The 17,854-nt window shown below is 71.8% G+C and carries 21 protein-coding genes and 1 tRNA gene; 10 read left to right on the top strand and 12 right to left on the bottom strand.

From position 1 onward, the window contains the following. From ABD54_RS19735 to ABD54_RS19705, 7 genes are all read right to left on the bottom strand, one after another. A partial coding sequence (locus ABD54_RS19735) for a DUF2397 family protein (RefSeq protein ID WP_235432116.1) occupies nucleotides 1–809 on the bottom strand: 809 nt, incomplete at its 3' end. Between the two features lie 191 nt (nucleotides 810–1,000). After that, nucleotides 1,001–1,564 carry a hypothetical protein gene (locus ABD54_RS19730; RefSeq protein WP_047870993.1) on the bottom strand — a complete coding sequence of 188 codons (564 nt, stop codon included), beginning with the start codon at nucleotides 1,562–1,564 and terminating at the stop codon, nucleotides 1,001–1,003. A 137-nt stretch (nucleotides 1,565–1,701) separates the two neighbouring features. Further along, a complete protein-coding gene (locus ABD54_RS19725) occupies nucleotides 1,702–2,028 on the bottom strand; it encodes a hypothetical protein (protein WP_047870992.1) in 327 nt (108 codons plus the stop codon). 10 nt (nucleotides 2,029–2,038) lie between these two features. Then, nucleotides 2,039–2,293: a hypothetical protein gene (locus tag ABD54_RS19720; protein WP_200904146.1), complete on the bottom strand. Its 255-nt coding sequence runs from the start codon at nucleotides 2,291–2,293 to the stop codon at nucleotides 2,039–2,041. An 11-nt stretch (nucleotides 2,294–2,304) separates the two neighbouring features. Continuing rightward, the gene (locus ABD54_RS19715; protein WP_047870991.1) at nucleotides 2,305–2,556 is read right to left on the bottom strand and encodes a hypothetical protein; all 252 of its coding nucleotides are present in this window, start codon (nucleotides 2,554–2,556) and stop codon (nucleotides 2,305–2,307) included. Nucleotides 2,557–2,612: 56 nt separating this feature from the next. Then, entirely contained in the window at nucleotides 2,613–2,864 is a 252-nt protein-coding gene (locus ABD54_RS19710) for a hypothetical protein (RefSeq protein WP_047870990.1), read from the bottom strand. A 795-nt stretch (nucleotides 2,865–3,659) separates the two neighbouring features. Beyond that, nucleotides 3,660–3,741, bottom strand: a tRNA-Tyr gene (locus ABD54_RS19705). Nucleotides 3,742–3,972: 231 nt separating this feature from the next. On the opposite strand from ABD54_RS19705, the gene ABD54_RS19700 reads away from it, so the two are divergent. After that, nucleotides 3,973–4,470: a YajQ family cyclic di-GMP-binding protein gene (locus tag ABD54_RS19700; RefSeq protein WP_013156079.1), complete on the top strand. Its 498-nt coding sequence runs from the start codon at nucleotides 3,973–3,975 to the stop codon at nucleotides 4,468–4,470. 145 nt (nucleotides 4,471–4,615) lie between these two features. Here the strand turns inward: ABD54_RS19700 and ABD54_RS19695 are convergent, their stop codons facing one another. Beyond that, nucleotides 4,616–5,479: a M48 family metalloprotease gene (locus ABD54_RS19695; protein WP_047870989.1), complete on the bottom strand. Its 864-nt coding sequence runs from the start codon at nucleotides 5,477–5,479 to the stop codon at nucleotides 4,616–4,618. A 526-nt stretch (nucleotides 5,480–6,005) separates the two neighbouring features. Here ABD54_RS19695 and ABD54_RS19690 point away from each other — a divergent pair. From ABD54_RS19690 to ABD54_RS19665, 6 genes are all read left to right on the top strand, one after another. Further along, nucleotides 6,006–7,856: a 2-oxoacid:acceptor oxidoreductase subunit alpha gene (locus ABD54_RS19690; protein WP_047870988.1), complete on the top strand. Its 1,851-nt coding sequence runs from the start codon at nucleotides 6,006–6,008 to the stop codon at nucleotides 7,854–7,856. Next, the gene (locus ABD54_RS19685; protein WP_047870987.1) at nucleotides 7,849–8,940 is read left to right on the top strand and encodes a 2-oxoacid:ferredoxin oxidoreductase subunit beta; all 1,092 of its coding nucleotides are present in this window, start codon (nucleotides 7,849–7,851) and stop codon (nucleotides 8,938–8,940) included. The genes ABD54_RS19690 and ABD54_RS19685 overlap by 8 nt, the downstream gene beginning before the upstream one ends. A 115-nt stretch (nucleotides 8,941–9,055) precedes the next feature. Continuing rightward, nucleotides 9,056–9,724, top strand: a complete 669-nt coding sequence (locus ABD54_RS19680) for an SDR family oxidoreductase (RefSeq protein WP_047870986.1) — start codon at nucleotides 9,056–9,058, stop codon at nucleotides 9,722–9,724. 153 nt (nucleotides 9,725–9,877) lie between these two features. After that, nucleotides 9,878–10,375, top strand: a complete 498-nt coding sequence (locus tag ABD54_RS19675; protein ID WP_047870985.1) for a hypothetical protein — start codon at nucleotides 9,878–9,880, stop codon at nucleotides 10,373–10,375. A gap of 301 nt (nucleotides 10,376–10,676) precedes the next feature. Then, nucleotides 10,677–10,889 (top strand): hypothetical protein, encoded by a 213-nt coding sequence (locus tag ABD54_RS19670; RefSeq protein WP_047870984.1) that lies wholly within the window; start codon nucleotides 10,677–10,679, stop codon nucleotides 10,887–10,889. A gap of 95 nt (nucleotides 10,890–10,984) precedes the next feature. Further along, the gene (locus ABD54_RS19665; RefSeq protein ID WP_047870983.1) at nucleotides 10,985–11,200 is read left to right on the top strand and encodes a hypothetical protein; all 216 of its coding nucleotides are present in this window, start codon (nucleotides 10,985–10,987) and stop codon (nucleotides 11,198–11,200) included. A gap of 109 nt (nucleotides 11,201–11,309) precedes the next feature. Here the strand turns inward: ABD54_RS19665 and ABD54_RS19660 are convergent, their stop codons facing one another. Continuing rightward, nucleotides 11,310–11,846 (bottom strand): GNAT family N-acetyltransferase, encoded by a 537-nt coding sequence (locus tag ABD54_RS19660; protein ID WP_047870982.1) that lies wholly within the window; start codon nucleotides 11,844–11,846, stop codon nucleotides 11,310–11,312. Between the two features lie 125 nt (nucleotides 11,847–11,971). Between ABD54_RS19660 and sigJ the strand changes: the two genes are divergently transcribed. Together sigJ and ABD54_RS19650 are read left to right on the top strand one after the other, a co-directional pair. Then, nucleotides 11,972–12,877 carry an RNA polymerase sigma factor SigJ gene (gene sigJ / locus ABD54_RS19655; RefSeq protein WP_047870981.1) on the top strand — a complete coding sequence of 302 codons (906 nt, stop codon included), beginning with the start codon at nucleotides 11,972–11,974 and terminating at the stop codon, nucleotides 12,875–12,877. A gap of 4 nt (nucleotides 12,878–12,881) precedes the next feature. Beyond that, complete coding sequence (locus ABD54_RS19650) at nucleotides 12,882–14,027, top strand: FAD-dependent oxidoreductase (RefSeq protein WP_047870980.1); 1,146 nt, start codon at nucleotides 12,882–12,884, stop codon at nucleotides 14,025–14,027. Between the two features lie 133 nt (nucleotides 14,028–14,160). Here the strand turns inward: ABD54_RS19650 and ABD54_RS19645 are convergent, their stop codons facing one another. Next, nucleotides 14,161–14,529 carry a VOC family protein gene (locus ABD54_RS19645; RefSeq protein ID WP_047870979.1) on the bottom strand — a complete coding sequence of 123 codons (369 nt, stop codon included), beginning with the start codon at nucleotides 14,527–14,529 and terminating at the stop codon, nucleotides 14,161–14,163. Between the two features lie 135 nt (nucleotides 14,530–14,664). Between ABD54_RS19645 and ABD54_RS19640 the strand changes: the two genes are divergently transcribed. Beyond that, a complete protein-coding gene (locus ABD54_RS19640; RefSeq protein ID WP_047870978.1) occupies nucleotides 14,665–15,300 on the top strand; it encodes a Uma2 family endonuclease in 636 nt (211 codons plus the stop codon). Here ABD54_RS19640 and ABD54_RS19635 read toward each other — a convergent pair. Both ABD54_RS19635 and ABD54_RS19630 read right to left on the bottom strand, forming a co-directional pair. Further along, nucleotides 15,282–15,968, bottom strand: a complete 687-nt coding sequence (locus tag ABD54_RS19635; protein ID WP_047870977.1) for a response regulator — start codon at nucleotides 15,966–15,968, stop codon at nucleotides 15,282–15,284. The two genes, ABD54_RS19640 and ABD54_RS19635, sit on opposite strands and share 19 nt — an antisense overlap. Then, complete coding sequence (locus ABD54_RS19630; RefSeq protein ID WP_047870976.1) at nucleotides 15,965–17,641, bottom strand: sensor histidine kinase; 1,677 nt, start codon at nucleotides 17,639–17,641, stop codon at nucleotides 15,965–15,967. The genes ABD54_RS19635 and ABD54_RS19630 overlap by 4 nt, the downstream gene beginning before the upstream one ends. Nucleotides 17,642–17,854: the final 213 nt, after the last annotated feature.

The following is a 17,854-nucleotide window of genomic DNA, read 5'->3' as shown; positions in this document are numbered from 1 at the left end:
GCCTCGGAGAGGTCCTCGTCGGTCCCGGGGGCGGGCGGGTCCGGGCGCGTCCCGGAACCGGCCGAGGCGTCCTCCCCCTCGGAGGCGTCCTCCCCCTCGGGGGCGTCGGCCGCGAGGGGGTCCGCCCCGTCCTCCTCCGGCTCCTCGGGGAGCGGGTCGAGGTCGCCGGGGCCGTGCTGCTCGTAGGGGGTCACGAGCAGGCGCAGGCCCTCCAGGGTCAGCTCCCCGCCCTCGCCCCGGATGGTGACGCCGGCGCCCGGCGCGGCGACCACGTGCAGGCGCAGCGCGAACTCCAGGTCCCCGGCGGAGGTGGGGCGCCTGCTGGCGTCGCCGGAGCCCAGTGCCGCGGTGAGGAGCTCCATCAGGACCTCCATACCGGCGCCGGACAGGTCCAGGCGGGCGCGGCGGCCCGTGGGCTCGGCGAGCAGGGAGCGGATCTGCGCGGCACCGGCGCGGCGCCAGTGGGCGGAGGACTCGGCGGCGTCGCGCAGGCGCGCCTGTTGGGCGCGGTGGTCGCTCACCGGCTCGGGCGGCCGGGCGCCCGGGTGCTCGGTGACGGTGCTGCGGTCGGCGTCGGCCTGCCACCAACTGGTGGTGGCGGCGACACCCTCGTCCACCCTCCCCTCCAGGTGGAGCGACGGGTGGAGGGCGTACGAGGCGGCGGCGAGGGCGTCGGCGCGGTCCGGATCGGCCTCCTCGAACCAGGCGGCCAGGCGCAGCAGGGAGGCGCGGCCGTGCCGCGGCGTCGGCCGCCCGCCGGCGCCGCGTCCGTCGTCCGCGTGGTTGTCCGTCCACTGGTTGAGTCCCACAACTCAGCAGACTAGAGACCTCGCGGGCGCGCCACGCCCGTTTCGGCCCCCTCCGGCCCAGGGAAGAGGGCCGCGTCACCCGTTTTGAACAGGAGTTATGTACTTTTGAGGAACTTTGGCATGATTCTGCGGAGGGAGGCGAAGCTCACCCCCACCGGACGCGGCGGCCGGCCTCCGGCACCCCGTCCGGGTCACCCGGATTCGGGCAGCGTCAGGGTTCCCCTGTCGACCTCCTGCAGCGTCCCGATCATCTCCTCCGAGATCTCGTCGCCGTAGTCGGTGATCGTGTACGTGGAGAAGTACGAGGTGCCGTCGACGTCCACCGGGTCGCCCAGCTCGACCTCGACCTCGTAGGGGTCGTCCTGGCACCCCTCCTGCATGCACCAGGTCCCCTTGACGCCCCCCTCGCCGCGCGCGACCTCGTCCGCCCACGTGTCCCACTCCATGTCGGTGAAGGTGGTGAACTCCGTGGCCACGTACTCGTCGGGCGTCTGGTCGTCGAACCCGTTCTCGTTGCCGTACCGGTTGAGGACGAAGGTCCCGCTGCTCCGGTCGCCGTCCTCCTGCGGAGTGGGCCGCGTCTCCCGCGGACTGGCCTGCTCCTGCGGGCCGGAGGTCTCCCCCTGCGGGCTCTGCTCCGTCCCCTCCGTCTCCGGAGGACTCGTGGCCGGGGGCGGGTCGGGCACGCTCCACTGCTCTCCGCAGCCGGTGGCGGCCAACAGCAGTACCGCTCCGGCCAGGACCGTGCGCCTCATCTGGCGTCTCCCCCCACGTCGGTTCCCTCGGATGTCCTACCTGCGACAAGGCCCTCCGGCAGGCTGCCGGAGGGCCTCGACGAACCACTCGCGTTTTCCGTCACTGCGGGATCGGGGATCCCGCCACCCGGAGGTGGCTAGTACCCGTCGCCCCCGTCTTCACCCTCGTCCTCGTGACCCTCCGAGTCGCCGCTGTCGCGGCTCTCGGAGCTGTCGTGCTGGACGTTGGTGGTGGCGGGGCCGTTGATGCAGTCACCCGTCGTCTGTGGCGACAGGATGGGCACGTTGACCCCGGCCACTCCCACGGACAGTTCGGCGTTGCAGATCTGGACCGGAACCAACTGGAGGTTCTGGTTGAACTGCTGGCCGCCGCCGTGGGAGCTGGCGAACACGGGCGAGGAGGCGAGCAGCGCGCCCAAGGCGACACCGGCGATGGCGGTGGCCGCCGTGAACTTGCGCAGCATGGGCCGTCCCCTAATCGATGTTGGTGCTGACCGGGCCGTTGATGCAGTCACCCGTGGTCTGCGGCGACAGGACCGGCACGTTGACGCCGGCCAGGAGGCCGACGACCAGCTCGGTGTTGCAGAGCTGGACCGGAACCAACTGGAGGTTCTGGTTGTACTGCTGGTCGCCGCCGTGCGAGCCGCTGGCGGAGGCGGGCGTGGCGGCCAGGATGGCGCCCAGGGCGATCCCGGCGACCGCGGTGGCGGTGGTGAACTTGCGCAGCATGTCGGAATCTCCTAGTCGATGTTGGTGCTGACGGGGCCGTTGGTGCAGTCGCCCGTGGTCTGCGGCGACAGGACGGGGATGTTCACCGCGACCAGGCCGACGACGGCCTCCGTGTTGCACAGCGAGACCGGGACGGCCTGCAGGTTCTGGTTGTACTGCTGGTCGCCACCGTGCGAGCCGCTGGCGGAGGCCGGGGAACCGGCGAGGACGACACCGAAAGCGGCACCAGCGACGAGGCCGGCAATACCGAGCTTACGCAGCATTGAATTACCCTTCGAGAAAGTTTGAGATAGCGTCTTGTGCAGACGTATTGCCGGAACTAGCTGATGTTGGTGCCGACGGGGCCGTTGGTGCAGTCGCCCGTGGTCTGCGGCGACAGGATCGGGATGTTCACCGCAACGAGGCCGACGCTGGCCTCCAGGTTGCAGGACTGGATCGGGACCAGCTGGAGGTTCTGGTTGAACTGCTGGTCACCACCGTGCGAACCACTGGCGTGAGCCGGGGCTCCCATGAGGAGCGCGCCCATCGCGGCACCGGCGACCAGGCCAGCAGCGGCCATCTTCTTGAACATGACTTCCCCCGAGAATCGGTTACGAGGTATTGACAGAAAAAGACTCAGGCGCTTGTTGCACCTGTGTCGCGGTGGACTGGGGCAATCATCATCCGGCCCCCGCTTTTTGTCAACGCCGAAACTCGCGAGGCATTTTGTCCATATTGTCGCGACAATTCTTTTCGCACTGGCCGCAAATGGTCACATTGGCTTTCTTTCCTCTCGACACGCCCAAAGAGCCGATGCCGTGCCAAGACGCGTCCGGACTGGCGAAGCGGACACACCACCCGCTATCCGCGCAGATGAGACGGGCTCCGCGCACCAGCCCCCCCGAGGCCGAGGTCGAAACCGCAGGTCAGCGCCTACCCAGACACGGAACGCGCCCACGACGCCCACGGCGAGAGAGCAGCCATTCGCGTTATCCGCCCGTGTCCCGAACGCGACGAAGCCGCTACCGGCCAAATCCGGAAAGCAGCGCCGCACGGGGTCCGGAACACCCTCCGAACGCCGGAGGAGCGGCGGGATGTGATCCGCGACTCCTTCACCGCGGGGTGACGCGCCCGCGTCCGGACGGGGCCCGCCAGGGGCGCCGCGCGAGGCGTCCCGAACGCCCCCCGGGGGGGGGACGACGGCCGCTCGCGCGGCCGCGACGGGTGCGGGCGGGCTGCCCGGGTGAGCGGCGACACACCCGGAATCGCGGCCTGGGAGCGTCCCGCGGCTGTTCCACGGACACCCGTGAACAGCTCTGGGGGCCGGGAACGCGAGAAGGCCCCGGTGTCCAGCGTTCGTGCTGGTCACCGGGGCCTTCTCCCCGTGTGGCAGGTCAAGGATTCGAACCTTGGAAGGCAAAGCCGACGGATTTACAGTCCGCTCCCATTGGCCGCTCGGGCAACCTGCCTGGGCTGCGGCGACGTGTTCGTCGCGGCGCATCACCGAGAATAGCGGATGATCCGCCCGAACCTGAAATCGGTTGTCCGGGCGCGCCCCGACCGGGCGCGTCGGGCGTCCGACCGGCGCGCGGCTAAGCTCTGAGGACCGTCCGCGCGGGTTGCCCGCGCGGCGGCGAGAACCCACGCGGGCGTCCACGGGCGCCCGCGACCCATGAAGACCTAGCGGGGTGTGAGCGAACGTGGCCGCCGAATCCAGTTTCGACGTCGTGTCCAAACTCGACCGTCAGGAGGTCGACAACGCGCTGAACCAGACCGCCAAGGAGCTGGCCCAGCGGTTCGACTTCAAGGGCACCGGGACCACCATCGCCTGGCAGGGCGAGGACGGGATCGAGGTCAGGGGCAACTCCGAGGAGCGGGTCAACGCCGCCCTGGACGTCTTCAAGGAGAAGCTGGTCAAGCGCAAGCTCTCCCTGAAGATCCTGGACCCCGCCGACGAGCCCCGGCTCTCGGGCAAGGAGTACCGCCTTCCCGTCGGCCTCAAGGAGGGCATCACCTCCGAGGACGCGAAGAAGATCTCCAAGCTGATCCGCGACGAGGGCCCCAAGGGCGTCAAGGCCCAGATCCAGGGCGACGAGCTGCGCGTCAGCTCCAAGAAGAAGGACGACCTCCAGAACGTCCAGAACCTCATCAAGGAGAAGGACTTCGACCTGGCGCTCCAGTTCGTCAACTACCGCTAGCGGTGGCGGACCGGCAGGCGTAGCCGGCGGCGAGGACACGACGGCCGCCCCTCCCCCGTGGGGACGGGCGGCCGTCGCCGTCCCACCGCACCGGCGTGGTCGGGCCGCCTCGACGGAGCCGTCCCGCGGGCCCGTCGGCAGCGCCTCAGTGGCCCAGGTCCCAACCGCGGCGCAGCTCCCGCAGGCGCCGGACGCGCTCCGCCGTCGGGGGGTGCGCGGCGAACAGGCGGCCCACACCGCTCGGGAACGGGTTGGTGGTCATCAGGTGCGCCGAGGCCAGCAGGCTGCGTTCCCGGGGCAGCGGGTACCGGAGCGCGCCCACCTCCAGTTTGCGCAGCGCGTCGGCCAGCGCCAGCGGGTCGCCGGTCAGCCGCGCGGCCTGCTCGTCGGCCCGGAACTCGCGCCGGCGCCCCACCCCGCAGTAGACGACCACGGCCGCGAGCGGCGCCAGCAGCAACGTCATCAGGCCGCCCAGCAGGGTGGGCATGTCGCTCTCCTCGGAGTCCCCCAGCGGGACCAGGAGAGCGATGGCGGTCGTCGCCGTGATCACCGCGGTCAGGGTGGCGGCCACCGAGCTGATCAGCGTGTCGTTGGCCCGGATGTGCGCCAGCTCGTGGGCGATCACGCCGCGCAGCTCGCGCTCGTCCAGCGTGCGCAGCAGTCCCGTGGTGCAGCACAGGGAGGCGCGGCGCGGGCTGCTGCCGGTGGCGAAGGCGTTGGGCGAACTCACCGGCGACAGGTAGAGCCGGGGCATCGGTTGCCGGGCGGCCGTGGCCAGCTCGCGGACGATCCGGTACAGCTCGGGGCGCTCGATCTCGCTCACCGGCCGCGCGCGCATCGCGCGCAGCGCCAGGGACTCCCCGAAGAGGTAGACCAGGACCCCGGCGCACAGCACCAGCGCCACAGAGAACTGGGCTCCCCTCTCCGCTCCGCACAGCCAGCCGACGAGGACGACGAGCACCGCGACGCCGACGAACAGACCGGCCGCGCGGGCCACGCTGGCGTGCACGCCACCACCTCCTCGCTCAGCCGACGATGAATGCGTACATGGTGGCAAACGTGCGGGTCGCCGCTTCGCGTTCCCGTTACGGGACCAACGTCCGAGGCATCACTGATCTCCCTTTCACCTGCTGTCTCTCCCGCGCCACCCGCACCTTCGTTCACGGCGACACCGCTCCGCGCCCCCTCCGTGTGAGAATGGCCACCCGCCCGCGGTCTCGGCGCCCCCGACGACTTATAGTGCGAACGTGGCCCTCATCACTGCGCGTGCCAGGCCGTCGGGACTCCACCCCCTCGGTCCGGTGCGCGGGCGGCCGTGTCGTTGAAGGCTGGCCCCTTCACGACCCGGCCGTCGCGGCGCGGCCGCACCGCGCGAGACCGGGTTGGCGCATCCGGCGATCGCGGGGGCCGCGAACGCTGTCCCCACATCCCCGAACCAGGCACCCGGCCCGCGACGGTGCGGTCCGGTCGGGGGCGAAACCCGAGCGCCGCCGCCCGTCACGACCGGCGGCTCACCAAGGAGGTCGTCGATCTCAGTGGCCAAACAGATCGAACAGCTCGACCGCGTCATCATCCGCTTCGCCGGGGACTCCGGCGACGGCATGCAGCTGACCGGTGACCGCTTCACACAGGAGACGGCGTCGTTCGGCAACGACCTGTCGACGCTGCCGAACTTCCCCGCGGAGATCCGCGCTCCCGCCGGGACCCTGCCCGGCGTGTCCAGCTTCCAACTGCACTTCGCCGACCACGACATCATGACCCCGGGGGACGCACCGGACGTGCTGGTGGCGATGAACCCCGCGGCCCTCAAGGCCAACCTGGGCGACCTGCCCCGGGGCGCCACCGTGATCGTCAACACCGACGAGTTCACCAAGCGCAGCCTGGCCAAGGTCGGGTACACGGCCGACCCGCTGGCGGACGGGACGCTGGACGGGTTCAAGGTGAGCGCGGTGCCGCTGACGTCCATGACGGTGGAGGCGCTCTCCGGCGCCGACATCTCCAAGAAGGACGCGCAGCGGGCCAAGAACATGTTCGCCCTGGGCCTGCTGTCGTGGATGTACAACCGGCCGACGGAGGGCACGACCTCGTTCCTGAAGTCGAAGTTCGCCGCCAAGCCCGACATCCTGGCCGCGAACCTGACCGCGTTCCAGGCGGGGTGGAACTTCGGCGAGACCACCGAGGACTTCGCGGTCTCCTACGAGATCAAGCCCGCGCGGCTCCCGGCGGGCACGTACCGCAACATCACCGGCAACCTGGCCACCGCCTACGGGCTGATCGCCGGGTCCGAGCGGTCGGGGCTGCCCCTGTTCCTGGGCTCGTACCCGATCACCCCGGCGTCGGACATCCTGCACGAGCTGTCGCGGCACAAGCGGTTCGGGGTGCGCACGTTCCAGGCCGAGGACGAGATCTCCGGCGTGGGCGCGGCCCTGGGCGCGGCCTTCGGCGGCTCCCTGGGCGTGACCACCACCTCGGGTCCGGGCATGGTGCTCAAGCAGGAGACGGTCGGGCTGGCGGTGATGACCGAGCTGCCGCTGGTCATCGTGGACGTGCAGCGGGCCGGTCCGAGCACCGGGATGCCCACCAAGACCGAGCAGACCGACCTGCTCATGGCCCTGTACGGGCGCAACGGCGAGTCGCCGGTGCCCGTGGTGGCGCCCGCCTCCCCCGCGGACTGCTTCGACGCGGCGCTGGAGGCCGTGAGGATCGCGGTGCGCTACCGCACGCCGGTGGTGGTGCTCTCCGACGGGTACCTGGCCAACGGTTCGGAGCCGTGGCGGCTGCCGGAGGTCTCGGAGCTGCCGCGGATCGACCCGGCGTTCGCGACCGTGCCCAACGGGCCGGGCGAGACCTTCCTTCCCTACCTGCGCGACGAGAGGACGCTGGCCCGCCCGTGGGCGGTGCCGGGCACGGCGGGGCTGGAGCACCGGATCGGCGGTATCGAGAAGCACGCGCAGAGCGGTGACATCTCGTACACACCCGCCAACCACGACCTGATGGTGCGCACGCGCCAGGCCAAGATCGACGCGATCGCCCTCGACGTCCCCGAGCTGGCGGTGGACGACCCCGGCGGGGAGGCGGACGTTCTGGTCCTGGGCTGGGGCGGCACGTACGGGTCGATCACCGCGGCGGTGCGCCGCGTGCGCCGCGCGGGCGGCCGGGTGGCCCAGGCCCACCTGCGCCACCTCAACCCGTTCCCGGCCAACCTCGGCACGGTGCTCCACCGGTACGAGCGGGTGGTGGTCCCCGAGATCAACCTGGGCCAGCTGTCCCTGCTGCTGCGCGGCAGGTACCTGGTCGACGTCATCGGCTACAACAAGGTCCGCGGCCTGCCCTTCAAGGCCGAGGAGCTCGCGGGCGTGCTTCAGGAGGTCATCGACCGTGACTGAGAACGTGACGGGTACCGGCGCGAACGGCCGCGTCCACGGGGTACCGGAGGCCCTGGGCGGGCTGCGCCTGGTGCCCAGGACCGACACCGCGTACAAGATGAAGGACTTCAAGTCCGACCAGGAGGTGCGCTGGTGCCCGGGCTGCGGTGACTACGCGATCCTGGCCGCCTTCCAGTCCTTCCTGCCCGAGCTGGGCGTGCCGCGCGAGAACGTGGTGATGGTGTCGGGCATCGGCTGCTCCTCGCGGTTCCCGTACTACCTGAGCACGTACGGCATGCACTCGATCCACGGGCGCGCCCCGGCGATCGCGACCGGGCTGGCCACCAGCCGCCCGGACCTGTCAGTGTGGGTGGTGACCGGTGACGGCGACGGGCTGTCCATCGGCGGCAACCACCTCGTCCACGCGCTGCGCCGCAACGTCAACATCAACATCCTGCTGTTCAACAACCGGATCTACGGGCTGACCAAGGGCCAGTACTCCCCCACCTCCGAGCCGGGCAAGATCACCAAGTCCTCGCCGGTGGGGTCGCTGGACCACCCGTTCAACCCGCTGTCCCTGGCGCTGGGCGCGGAGGCCACGTTCGTGGCCCGCACGATCGACTCCGACCGCAAGCACCTCACGTCGGTGCTGCGGGCGGCGGCCGACCACCCCGGCGCGTCGTTCGTGGAGATCTACCAGAACTGCCCGATCTTCAACGACGACGCGTTCGAGCCGCTGAAGGACCCGGCGGCGCGGGACGTGCGGCTGCTGCGCCTGGAGCACGGCGAGCCGCTGCGGCTGGGACCGGACCGGGGCGTGGTGGCCGGGGAGTTCGGCGGCCTGGAGGTCGTGGACGTGGGCTCGGTGGGAGAGGACCGGCTGCTGCGGCACGACGCGCACCGGGAGGACCCGGGGTACGCGTTCGCGCTGTCGCGCCTGGACCAGCCCGCGTTCGAGCACGTGCCGATCGGGGTGCTGCGGGACGTGCGCCGTCCGGCCTACGACGAACTGGTGAACGAGCAGGTGTCCGACGCGCGGGCCGAGCGCGGCGACGGCGAGCTGGCCGCCCTGCTGGCCAGCGGGGACACCTGGAGGGTGGAGTAGGGCCGTGTCCGGGCCCCGCCGGGTGCGGGGCCCGGGCGCGCCCGGCGGCCGGTGTGACACGGCGGACGGGGGCGCTGCCCAGCAGACCGCGCGGCGGGGGCGTACGCTCTCCCCCATGCGTATCGTCATCGCCGGAGGACACGGGAAGATCGCGCTGCGGCTGGCCAGGAAGCTGGCCGACCGGGGTGATGAGCCCGTCTCCCTCATCCGCAACCCCGACCACGCCCAGGACGTCCGCGACGTCGGCGCCGAACCGGTCGTGGTCGACCTGGAGAAGGCCACCGTCACGGAGCTGACGGAGAAGCTCATGAACGCGGACGCCGTCGTGTTCGCCGCGGGCGCGGGCCCGGGCAGCGGCGCCGACCGCAAGGCGACCGTCGACCACGAGGCCGCCGTACTGACCGCCGACGCGGCCTCCCTGGCGGGCGCGCGCCGCCTGGTCCAGGTGTCGGCCATCGGCGTGGACGAACCCGTGCCGGAGGGCACCGACGAAGTGTGGGCGGCGTACGTGGAGGCCAAGCGGGCCGCCGACGCCGACCTGCGCGAGCGCGACCTGGAGCTGGACTGGACGATCCTGCGCCCGGGCAGGCTGACCGACGATCCGGGCACCGGCCGGGTGGAGCTGGGCGGGGAGGTCGAGCGCGACGCTGTGACCCGCGACGACGTGGCCTCGGTGATCGTCGCCCTTCTGGACGAACCGGGAACGGTCGGCAGGGTTCTCAACCTGGTGAACGGGGAGACACCCGTCGCCGAGGCCGTGCGCGCCGCTGCCGCCTACTCCTGAGGGGTGCCCGCGGCTCTCTGTGGCCAGATGCTCCTCCAGGGGGCATGATGGTTGCGGAGCCCGGCGGAGCCCCGCCACGGTGGACGCGGATGACCGGGTGTCAGCCCGACGAGTACGGCAAGCTCCACGCAGAGCAGATGGGTACGGTTATTCATGAGCGTCACGCAGGTCGTGAGGGACAGCACGGTCGTCGAGCACGCCAAGGTCGCCGCGCAGCAGAAGCGCCGGATGTTCATCATCCAACTGGAGGTGAACGCCTACGACGAGGCCTCCAGCAAGCTGCGCCCCGGGCTGACGCGCATCCTGGAGGGGATCGAGGAGGCCGGGTGGCGGCTGGACCTGATCACCCCGGGCGACGAGGGTGACAAGCCCGCCCGCCTGTTCATCTTCCGTCCGGACCCCGACGGCAAGAAGGACGACGCCGCCAAGGCCGAGCAGCAGCACCAGCAGGAGCCCTCGGGCCAGCAGTACGCCTACCCGCACCCGCCGACGGGCGCGCAGCCGCAGGACCCGTACGCGGGGTACGGCCAGCAGCCCGGCTACGGCCAGCAGCAGTACCCGGGCTACGACCAGCAGCAGTACCCCGGGTACGGCCAGCAGCCGGGGTACGGGCAGCAGTACCCGGGTTACGGGCAGCAGCAGGGCTGGTAGTCCCGCAATCGGGAAAAGGGTCCGCACGGTCAGCCGTGCGGGCCCTTTTCCTGCGCCTGATGTCGGACAAATACGGGTTCCGATGCATTCGACGGACATCGCCGCTGACCCTGCTTTCGGTTGGGTAAAACCTTCACCCGGCGAAGCGGCGATATGTCCGGCATGTCTACCCCGAAGCCGAAGAAACTCCAGGGAAACTCTGGATTCTTCCCCGAAAGTACTCCAAGCACGTCCGCGACTACGCTAAGTTAATTCCGGCGGATGCAGCCACCCTGTTTTGAACTTCCGAAAGGTAAGAAGCATGTCCCGTATTGCCAAGGTTTCCGGATTCGTCCTCGCCACCGGCCTCGCGTTCGGTGCCTTCACCGGGACCGCCGCCGCGGACAACAACGCCGACATCCAGAACGTGACCATCCCGATCTGCCTGGACGTCCTCAAGGCCTCCGGCTTCAGCGGCAGCGACTGCAACGTCGTCAACTGGGACTCCACGAGCGGCATCTCCGTCGAGGACTAGGACCGGCCCGCCCTCGCGCCCGGTTCCGTCACCGCGGGACCCGCGGGTCCCGTCAGCAACAACGATCGCACCACAAACCGAAAGGGACCAACACCATGAAGCGCTTCGCCTCCGTCTCCGGCCTCATCCTCGCCACCGGCCTCGCCCTGGGCGCCATGTCCGGCACCGCCGCCGCCGACAACAACGCCAACATCCAGAACGTCACCGTGCCGATCTGCGCCGACGTGCTGGCCTTCAGCGGCGTCGAGCTGGGCGGCGACTGCAACGTGATCTCCGGCACCAGCACCTCCGGGATCTCCGTCGAGGACTAGCCTGTCGACCCGACGAACCTCTTGCGTGCGACCTTCTGTGGGGGTGGACGCGGGGCACGGCGCACGCCGCGCCCCGCGTTCTTTTGTGTCCGGGGCGTGGACGCGGTGGTCAGGACGCGCAGGGCCGCGGATCGACGCCCTCGACCGGATCCGTGGCCAGCCGGGCGTGCGCGCCCGTGTCGAAGCGCTCCGCGCCGTAGCGCAGCTTGCCCCGCTCGATGCCCTCGGGACGGAACCCGGACCGGCGCGCCGCCAGGCACGACCCCGGGTTGTTCAGCCGGTGCCCCAGCTCCAGCCGGAACAGGCCCGCCTCGGCGAAGGCGTACTCGCTCACCAGCAGTGCCCCGGCCGTGGCCACGCCCCGGCCCCGCGCCTCGGCCAGGGTCCAGTAGGAAACCCAGCCGGTGTCGTGGGCTCTGCTGGTCACGGTGACCTGGACGTGTCCCAGCACCGGCCCGCCGTCCCCGACGACGGCGAAACCGAAGGCCGCGCCCTCCTCAGCCCGGACGCGCTGCCGGTCGATCCAGGCGGCGGCCAGTTCCGGGGTGCGGGGGACCTCGGGCGACTGCCAGGCCAGCTCGGGCTCGGCGAAGGCCTCCAGCACCCGGTCGGCGTCGCCCGGCTCCCACTCGCGCAGTCGGTACACGGCGACTGCCCCTCCTTCTTCCGCGCTCTGACCGCGCCACGCTACAACCACCTCTCCTCCGCGCACTCGGGGAGGGTGCGCCCGGGGGATGTCACGTACGGCCGGAGCTGGTACGTCTGCCTTTCATGACCACCGACGTCTTCGAAGAGCACCGCTCCCTGCTGACCGGTGTCGCCTACCGCGTCCTCGGCAGCGCCTCCGACGCGGAGGACGCCGTCCAGGAGGCCTGGCTGCGCTGGTCCTCCGTCGATCCGGCCGCGGTGGAGGACCCGCGCGCCTACCTGGTCACCGTCACCTCCCGGCTGGCCATCGACCGGCTGCGCAGCGCCCGGTCCCGGCGGGAGTCCTACGTGGGTGACTGGCTGCCCGAGCCGGTCAGCGACATCCCCGGCGGGGCCGAGCACGCCGAACTCGCGGACTCGGTGGAGTACGCGCTGCTGGTGGTCCTGGAGACGCTCAGCCCGCTGGAGCGCGCCGTCTTCGTACTGCGCGAGGCCTTCCAGATGCCCTACGCCGAGATCGGCGCGGTGATCAGCCGGGAGGAGGCCGCCACCCGCCAGCTCGCCCGGCGGGCGCGCGACCACGTACGCGACCGGCGCCCCCGGTTCGAGGCCGACCGGGCAGTGCGGCGGCGGATCACCGAGCGCTTCCTGGGAGCCTGCCTGGAGGGCGACCTGGAGGGGCTGACCGGCCTCCTGGCCGACGACGTCACGCTGGTCAGCGACAGCGGCGGCCGGACCAGGGCGCCCCACCGGCCCCTGGAGGGCGCGGCCAGGGTCGGCCGGTTCCTGTCCGTACTGGCGCGACCGCGCAACGCGGAGCGCTTCCTCGTCTCCGCGGGTCTGGACGGCTCGGAGGAGCTGAGTTCGGCGGTCACCCAGGTCAACGGCGGTCCGGCGGCGGTCGTCTCAGTCGGGGGCAGGGTGGTCGCACTGCTGTCCCTGGACATCGCCGGGGGCCGTGTGCGACACGTGTACCTGGTGGCCAACCCCGACAAGATGTCACGTCTGCGGTCGCCCGAACCGTCCTAGGGGCATGGACATCACCGTTGTGGGCGGTGGGCTCGCCGGACTGACCGCAGCCGTCGCCAGCGCCGAGAGGGGCGCGAACGTCACACTGTTGGAGGCGCACCGGACCCTGGGCGGGCGGGCGCGCTCCACCGAACCGCCGTACACCGCCAACGAGGGGCCGCACGTGCTCTACGGCGACGGCCCGCTGTTCGCGTGGCTGGCCGAGCGCGACCTGCTCCCGCCGTACCTGCCCTTCCCCGCGCGCGCCGTGCCCCGGGTGCGCGTGCGCGACCGGGGGCGTGTGGGAGCGCCGCCGCTCTCCCTGCTCCGGGCCGCCGCGCGGCGGCGGCTGCGGGCTCCGCACGACCGGGACTTCGGTTCCTGGGCGCGGGAGGCGCTCGGCGCGGAGCCCGCGCGCGTGGCCGCGAACACGATGGGCGTGGCGCTGTTCGACTCCGACCCGTCGCGGTTGTCGGCCGCCTTCGTCTGGGAGCGGTTCCTACGGGTCACCAACCCCGGCTGGCCCTCGCCGAAGTACCTTGTCGGCGGCTGGTCCTCGCTGGTGGAGCGGTTGGCCGGACGGGCCCGGGAGATGGGAGTGCGCGTGGGGACCGGCGAGCGGGTGGACGCGCTCCCGGGTGCCCCGGTCATCGTCGCGACGTCGCTGGCCTCGGCACGCGCGCTGCTCGGCGACGACTCGCTGGAGTGGGAGAGCGGGCACGCCCTCATGGTGGACCTGGGGCTGCGGCGCGGCCGGGACCCCTTCATCGTCTTCGACGCCGACGAGTGCGGCTTCCTGGAGCGCTACTCGCTGGTGGACCGCACGCTAGCCCCCGGGGGAGAGGAGCTGGTCCAGGCGCAGATGCCGGTGCGGCCGGGCGAGTCCCGGGCGCGGGTATCCGAGCGGCTGGAGCGGTTCCTGGACCTGTCCCTGCCGGGGTGGCGGGAGCGGGTGGCGTGGCGGCGCGACCAGGTGGCGCGCGGGCGCACGGGCGCGCTGGACCCGCCGGGGTACACGTGGCGGGACCGCCCGGCCGTGGACCGGGGCGACGGCGTCTACCTGGCGGGTGACGCGGTGGCGGCGCCCGGCCTCCTGGGCGAGGTGTCGCTCAACAGCGCGGTCGCGGCGGCGGAGGCGGCCACGGGCGGGCGCTCCGTCCGCGCCGTCTAGACGGCCGGGGCTGCGGAAGGACCCGTGGAGTCCTCCGCCGTTCCCGTCGCCCGGGTCCCGACGGCATGTTCTGTCAGGCGGCACGACCGGCTCCGCGGCCGCCCGCGCGGTGGCGTGTTCCTGGCCGGGCCGGTCAGGCGGGCGCGTGGGAGACGGCCTCGACGTTGTTGCCGTCCGGGTCGCGGACGAACGCGCCGTAGTAGTGCTCGTGGTACTCCGGCCAGACCTTCGGCTCGTGGAGCACCTCCGCGCCCGCCTCGACGGCTGCGGCGAAGAAGGCGTCCACCGCAGCCCGGTCGGGCGCGGTGAAGGCGAAGTGCGACTCGCGGGCCTCACCGGGTGCGGGCGCGGGTCCGATCCAGAAGTCGGGTTCGGACGTGCCGTAGCCGACGTTCTCGCCGTAGTCGAGGATGCGGCGGGCGCCCAGCGGGGCGAGGACGGCGTCGTAGAAGGCGGCGCTGGCCGCGGGGTCGCTGACCTGGATTCCGAGGTGGTCCAACATGGGATGAGTGTGACACGGGCCACCGACACTTCCGGGGGTAAGAGGCCAGGTGCAGGGCCGGTTTTCGGACACTCTTGCGGTTCTTTCTCTGCGAAACCCGCCGGCAACCGAGCGTGCGTCAGAATACTGGCCCTCATGAAGACGGGGAGGCATGATGTCGGTCGTGACTACCAGGCACCCGAACGACGCCTGACCGTGGACGACCTGGAGAAAACGCCGGACGACGGTCGGCGGTACGAGCTGGTCGACGGGCGGCTTGACGTGTCGCCAGCCCCCAAACCCCTGCACAGCGTCGTGGACTCCCGTCTGACCATGCACCTGGCTCTCAAGGCACCGGACGAGTTCCCGGTCCTCACCGGTCCGGGGAACAACCTCGACGGAGACCGAACCCATCACCGCATCCCTGATCCGGCGGTCTTCGACTGCGAGTTGCCACCACAGGGTTACTTCGACGTGCCCCCGGCCCTCGCCGTGGAGATCGTCTCCCCTGAAAGCGTCCTACGGGACAACCACACCAAGCGCCACGAATACGCGGCGTTCGGAATCCCCTCCTACTGGATCATCAACCCCCTTGCCGACAAGGTCGGGCTCATCGAGCTCCGTCTGGAGGACGGCTGCTGCCAGGAGGTCGTCCAGGTCCACGGCGAGGACGTCTTCGAGACCGACCTCCCCTTCCCCGTGAAGCTCGTGCCACACTGGCTCGTCGCGAGCGGCCCGTGGAAGAGGCGCATCGGCGGCGAACCCGAGGAGGCTCAGGCCGTCCAGCGGTAGAGGTGTTCGGGGCGGCCCGTCGAGCCGTAGCGCATGCGCAGCTCGGCCCGGCCGACCGCGCACAGGTGCTCCAGGTAGCGGCGCGCGGTCACCCGGGACACCCCGGCGCGCTCGGCCACCTCCGAGGCCGACACGTCCCCCTCCGCCTCCCGCAGCACCCCCGCCACCAGGTCCACCGTGGTCGCGGTCAGCCCCTTGGGCAGCGGCCGGCCCCCGGCCGGGCGCAGCAGCCCGAACAGCCGGTCCACATCCTGCTGGGTCGCCTCCCCGTCGGCGTCCATCCTCCGGCGCGCCACGGCGTAGCGCTCGAGCTGGTCGCGCAGCACGCTGAGCGGGAACGGTTTGAGCAGGTAGTGGACCGCCCCGCCGTGCATGGCCGAGCGCACCTGGCCGATGTCGCGCACGGCGGTGATCATCAGGAAGTCCGTCCGCTGGGGAGCGGCGCTGGTGGCGGCGGCGCGCAGGGCGCGCATCACCGAGATCCCCGAGGCGTCGGGCAGGTGCAGGTCGAGCAGCACCAGGTCGGGCTGGTGCCCCCGGATCTGGGTGAGGGCGGCGGCGGCCGTGTGCGCGACCCCCGCCACGGTGAACCCGGGCAGCGACTCCACCAGCTCCTGGTGGTTGCGCGCCACCCGCACGTCGTCGTCCACGACCAGCACGCGGATCATCGGGCCGCCCCCCGCGGCGCATCGGACCCCGGCAGGGGCAGGCAGGCGGTGAACACCGCGCCCTCGTCGGCGTCGGGCGCCTCCATCTCCACGCTTCCACCTCTTCCCTCGCAGACCTGCTTGACCAGCGCCAGGCCCAGCCCGCGTGTGCCGCCGTCCCGGGACGCCTTGGTGGTGAACCCGAGCCGGAAGATCTCCTCCGCCACGTCGTCGGCCACCCCGTGTCCGGAGTCGGTCACCCGGATCTCCAGCAGGTCGTGGGGCAGGTCGGTGCCCTCGGCCCGGTGCAGCCGCACCATCAGCTCCACCCAGCCGTGCGGGGCCGAGGCCACCGCGTCGAGCGCGTTGTCGACCAGGTTGCCGAGGACGAGCAGCGCGTCGGAGCGCACCTCCCGGTCCAGCGCGGGGACGCTGGTGAGGGGGGACAGCCGCAGTTCCACGCCCAGCTCGGAGGCCTGCGCGGACTTGGCGATGGTCAGCGCGGCCAGCGCGGAGTCGCCGACGTGCCGGGAGATGTCCGCGCTGGTGCGGCTGTGCGTCGCGGAGAGGTCGGCGAGGTAGGCGCGGGCCTCCTCGTGGGCGCCGAGTTCGAGCATTCCGGCGATGGTGTGCACCCTGTTGGCGAACTCGTGGGTCTGGGCGCGCAGGCCGCGGGTGACCGTGCGCGCGCCGTCGAGCTCGCCGGTGAGCCGGTCCAGCTCGGTGCGGTCGCGGAAGGTGACGACCGCACCCGCGTCCTGGCCGCGCACGTGGACCGGCATCCGGTTGGCGACCAGGATGCGGTGTCCCGCCAGGAGGAGGCGGTCGTCGCCGGGGTCGTCGCCGGAGACGATGTCGCGGACGCGTTCGGACAGGCCGAGTTCGTCCAGGCCCCGGCCCTCGGCGTCCTCGGGCAGGCCGAGCATCTCCCGGACGGGCGGGTTGGCCAGGACGAGGCGGCCCGAGCCGTCCACGGCGAGCACGCCTTCGCGGACCGCGTACAGCAGGGCCTCCCGGCTCTCCAGCAGGGAGGTGATGTCGGCGGGTTCGAGCCCGTGGGTCTTGGTGCGGACCTGGCGGGAGAGGGCCCACGCACCGGCCACGCCCAGGACCAGCACCACGGCCACCGTGCCCAGTATGGCGGGGACCGCGGCCCTGGCCTCGGTGGCGGCGCTGGAGGCGAGGATGCCCAGGGAGACGTAGCCGACCACCTCGCCGCGCGCGTCGCCGCCGTTGACCGAGCCGCCTTCGGAGAACACCGGGACCTTGGCGCGCACGGTGCGTCCCCGCGTCCCCTCCTGCACACCGGTCCACTCCCGTCCCTCCGCGGCGGGTCCGGGCGGGGTGGACACGGTGCGGCCGATGAGTTCGTCGTCGGGGTGCGAGTAGCGGATCCCCTCCGGGGAGGCGATGACCACGAACTCGGTGCCGGTGGCGGAGTCGATCCGGTCGGCCAGGGGGGCGAGCTCGGCCGCGGGGTCGGCGGCCTGGAGGCCCGCGACGACTTCGGGCGTCACGGCCACCGACCGGGCCAGGCTCAGGACCCGTTCGGCGTAGTGGCGGTCGGTGGCCCGGTCCATGTGGACGGCCCACAGCGCGCCCACGGCGGCCAGGGCCAGTGCCAGCAGGAGCACGTAGCCGATGAACAGGGAGCCGGTGAGCGATAGTCGAAAGCGCGCGGGGTACGTGATCATGTGTTCTCCAGGCGCCGTGGCGGGGGACGCGGAAGCCCCGGCCGGGCGAACGCGCAGGTGGGCGTTGCACGAACAATACGACCGAACGTGACGCGGGTGCTAACACGATCCTGACACACACGTGACCTGGATCACTCTCCGATCCGTTCGGCGGCGCCAGGAGAGGGGGTCCGCGGGGGCGGGACGCACCGTGCGCGCCAAGGTCCCGGTGTT

It is taken from the genome of Nocardiopsis sp. RV163 (genome assembly GCF_001029525.1).
Taxonomy (GTDB): domain Bacteria; phylum Actinomycetota; class Actinomycetes; order Streptosporangiales; family Streptosporangiaceae; genus Nocardiopsis; species Nocardiopsis dassonvillei.
This window is presented reverse-complemented; position numbering and strand designations above follow the sequence as displayed.

Bases quoted from the DNA above. Each gene is read 5' to 3' on its own strand.
- ABD54_RS19710 (WP_047870990.1), bottom strand. From the start codon at position 2,864: ATGTTCAAGAAGATGGCCGCTGCTGGCCTGGTCGCCGGTGCCGCGATG.
- ABD54_RS19720 (WP_200904146.1), bottom strand. From the start codon at position 2,293: ATGCTGCGCAAGTTCACCACCGCCACCGCGGTCGCCGGGATCGCCCTG.
- sigJ (WP_047870981.1), top strand. From the start codon at position 11,972: ATGACCACCGACGTCTTCGAAGAGCACCGCTCCCTGCTGACCGGTGTC.
- ABD54_RS19640 (WP_047870978.1), top strand. From the start codon at position 14,665: ATGAAGACGGGGAGGCATGATGTCGGTCGTGACTACCAGGCACCCGAA.
- ABD54_RS19665 (WP_047870983.1), top strand. From the start codon at position 10,985: ATGAAGCGCTTCGCCTCCGTCTCCGGCCTCATCCTCGCCACCGGCCTC.
- ABD54_RS19630 (WP_047870976.1), bottom strand. From the start codon at position 17,641: ATGATCACGTACCCCGCGCGCTTTCGACTATCGCTCACCGGCTCCCTG.
- ABD54_RS19725 (WP_047870992.1), bottom strand. From the start codon at position 2,028: ATGCTGCGCAAGTTCACGGCGGCCACCGCCATCGCCGGTGTCGCCTTG.
- ABD54_RS19715 (WP_047870991.1), bottom strand. From the start codon at position 2,556: ATGCTGCGTAAGCTCGGTATTGCCGGCCTCGTCGCTGGTGCCGCTTTC.
- ABD54_RS19670 (WP_047870984.1), top strand. From the start codon at position 10,677: ATGTCCCGTATTGCCAAGGTTTCCGGATTCGTCCTCGCCACCGGCCTC.
- ABD54_RS19635 (WP_047870977.1), bottom strand. From the start codon at position 15,968: ATGATCCGCGTGCTGGTCGTGGACGACGACGTGCGGGTGGCGCGCAAC.
- ABD54_RS19680 (WP_047870986.1), top strand. From the start codon at position 9,056: ATGCGTATCGTCATCGCCGGAGGACACGGGAAGATCGCGCTGCGGCTG.
- ABD54_RS19730 (WP_047870993.1), bottom strand. From the start codon at position 1,564: ATGAGGCGCACGGTCCTGGCCGGAGCGGTACTGCTGTTGGCCGCCACC.
- ABD54_RS19645 (WP_047870979.1), bottom strand. From the start codon at position 14,529: ATGTTGGACCACCTCGGAATCCAGGTCAGCGACCCCGCGGCCAGCGCC.
- ABD54_RS19650 (WP_047870980.1), top strand. From the start codon at position 12,882: ATGGACATCACCGTTGTGGGCGGTGGGCTCGCCGGACTGACCGCAGCC.
- ABD54_RS19675 (WP_047870985.1), top strand. From the start codon at position 9,878: ATGAGCGTCACGCAGGTCGTGAGGGACAGCACGGTCGTCGAGCACGCC.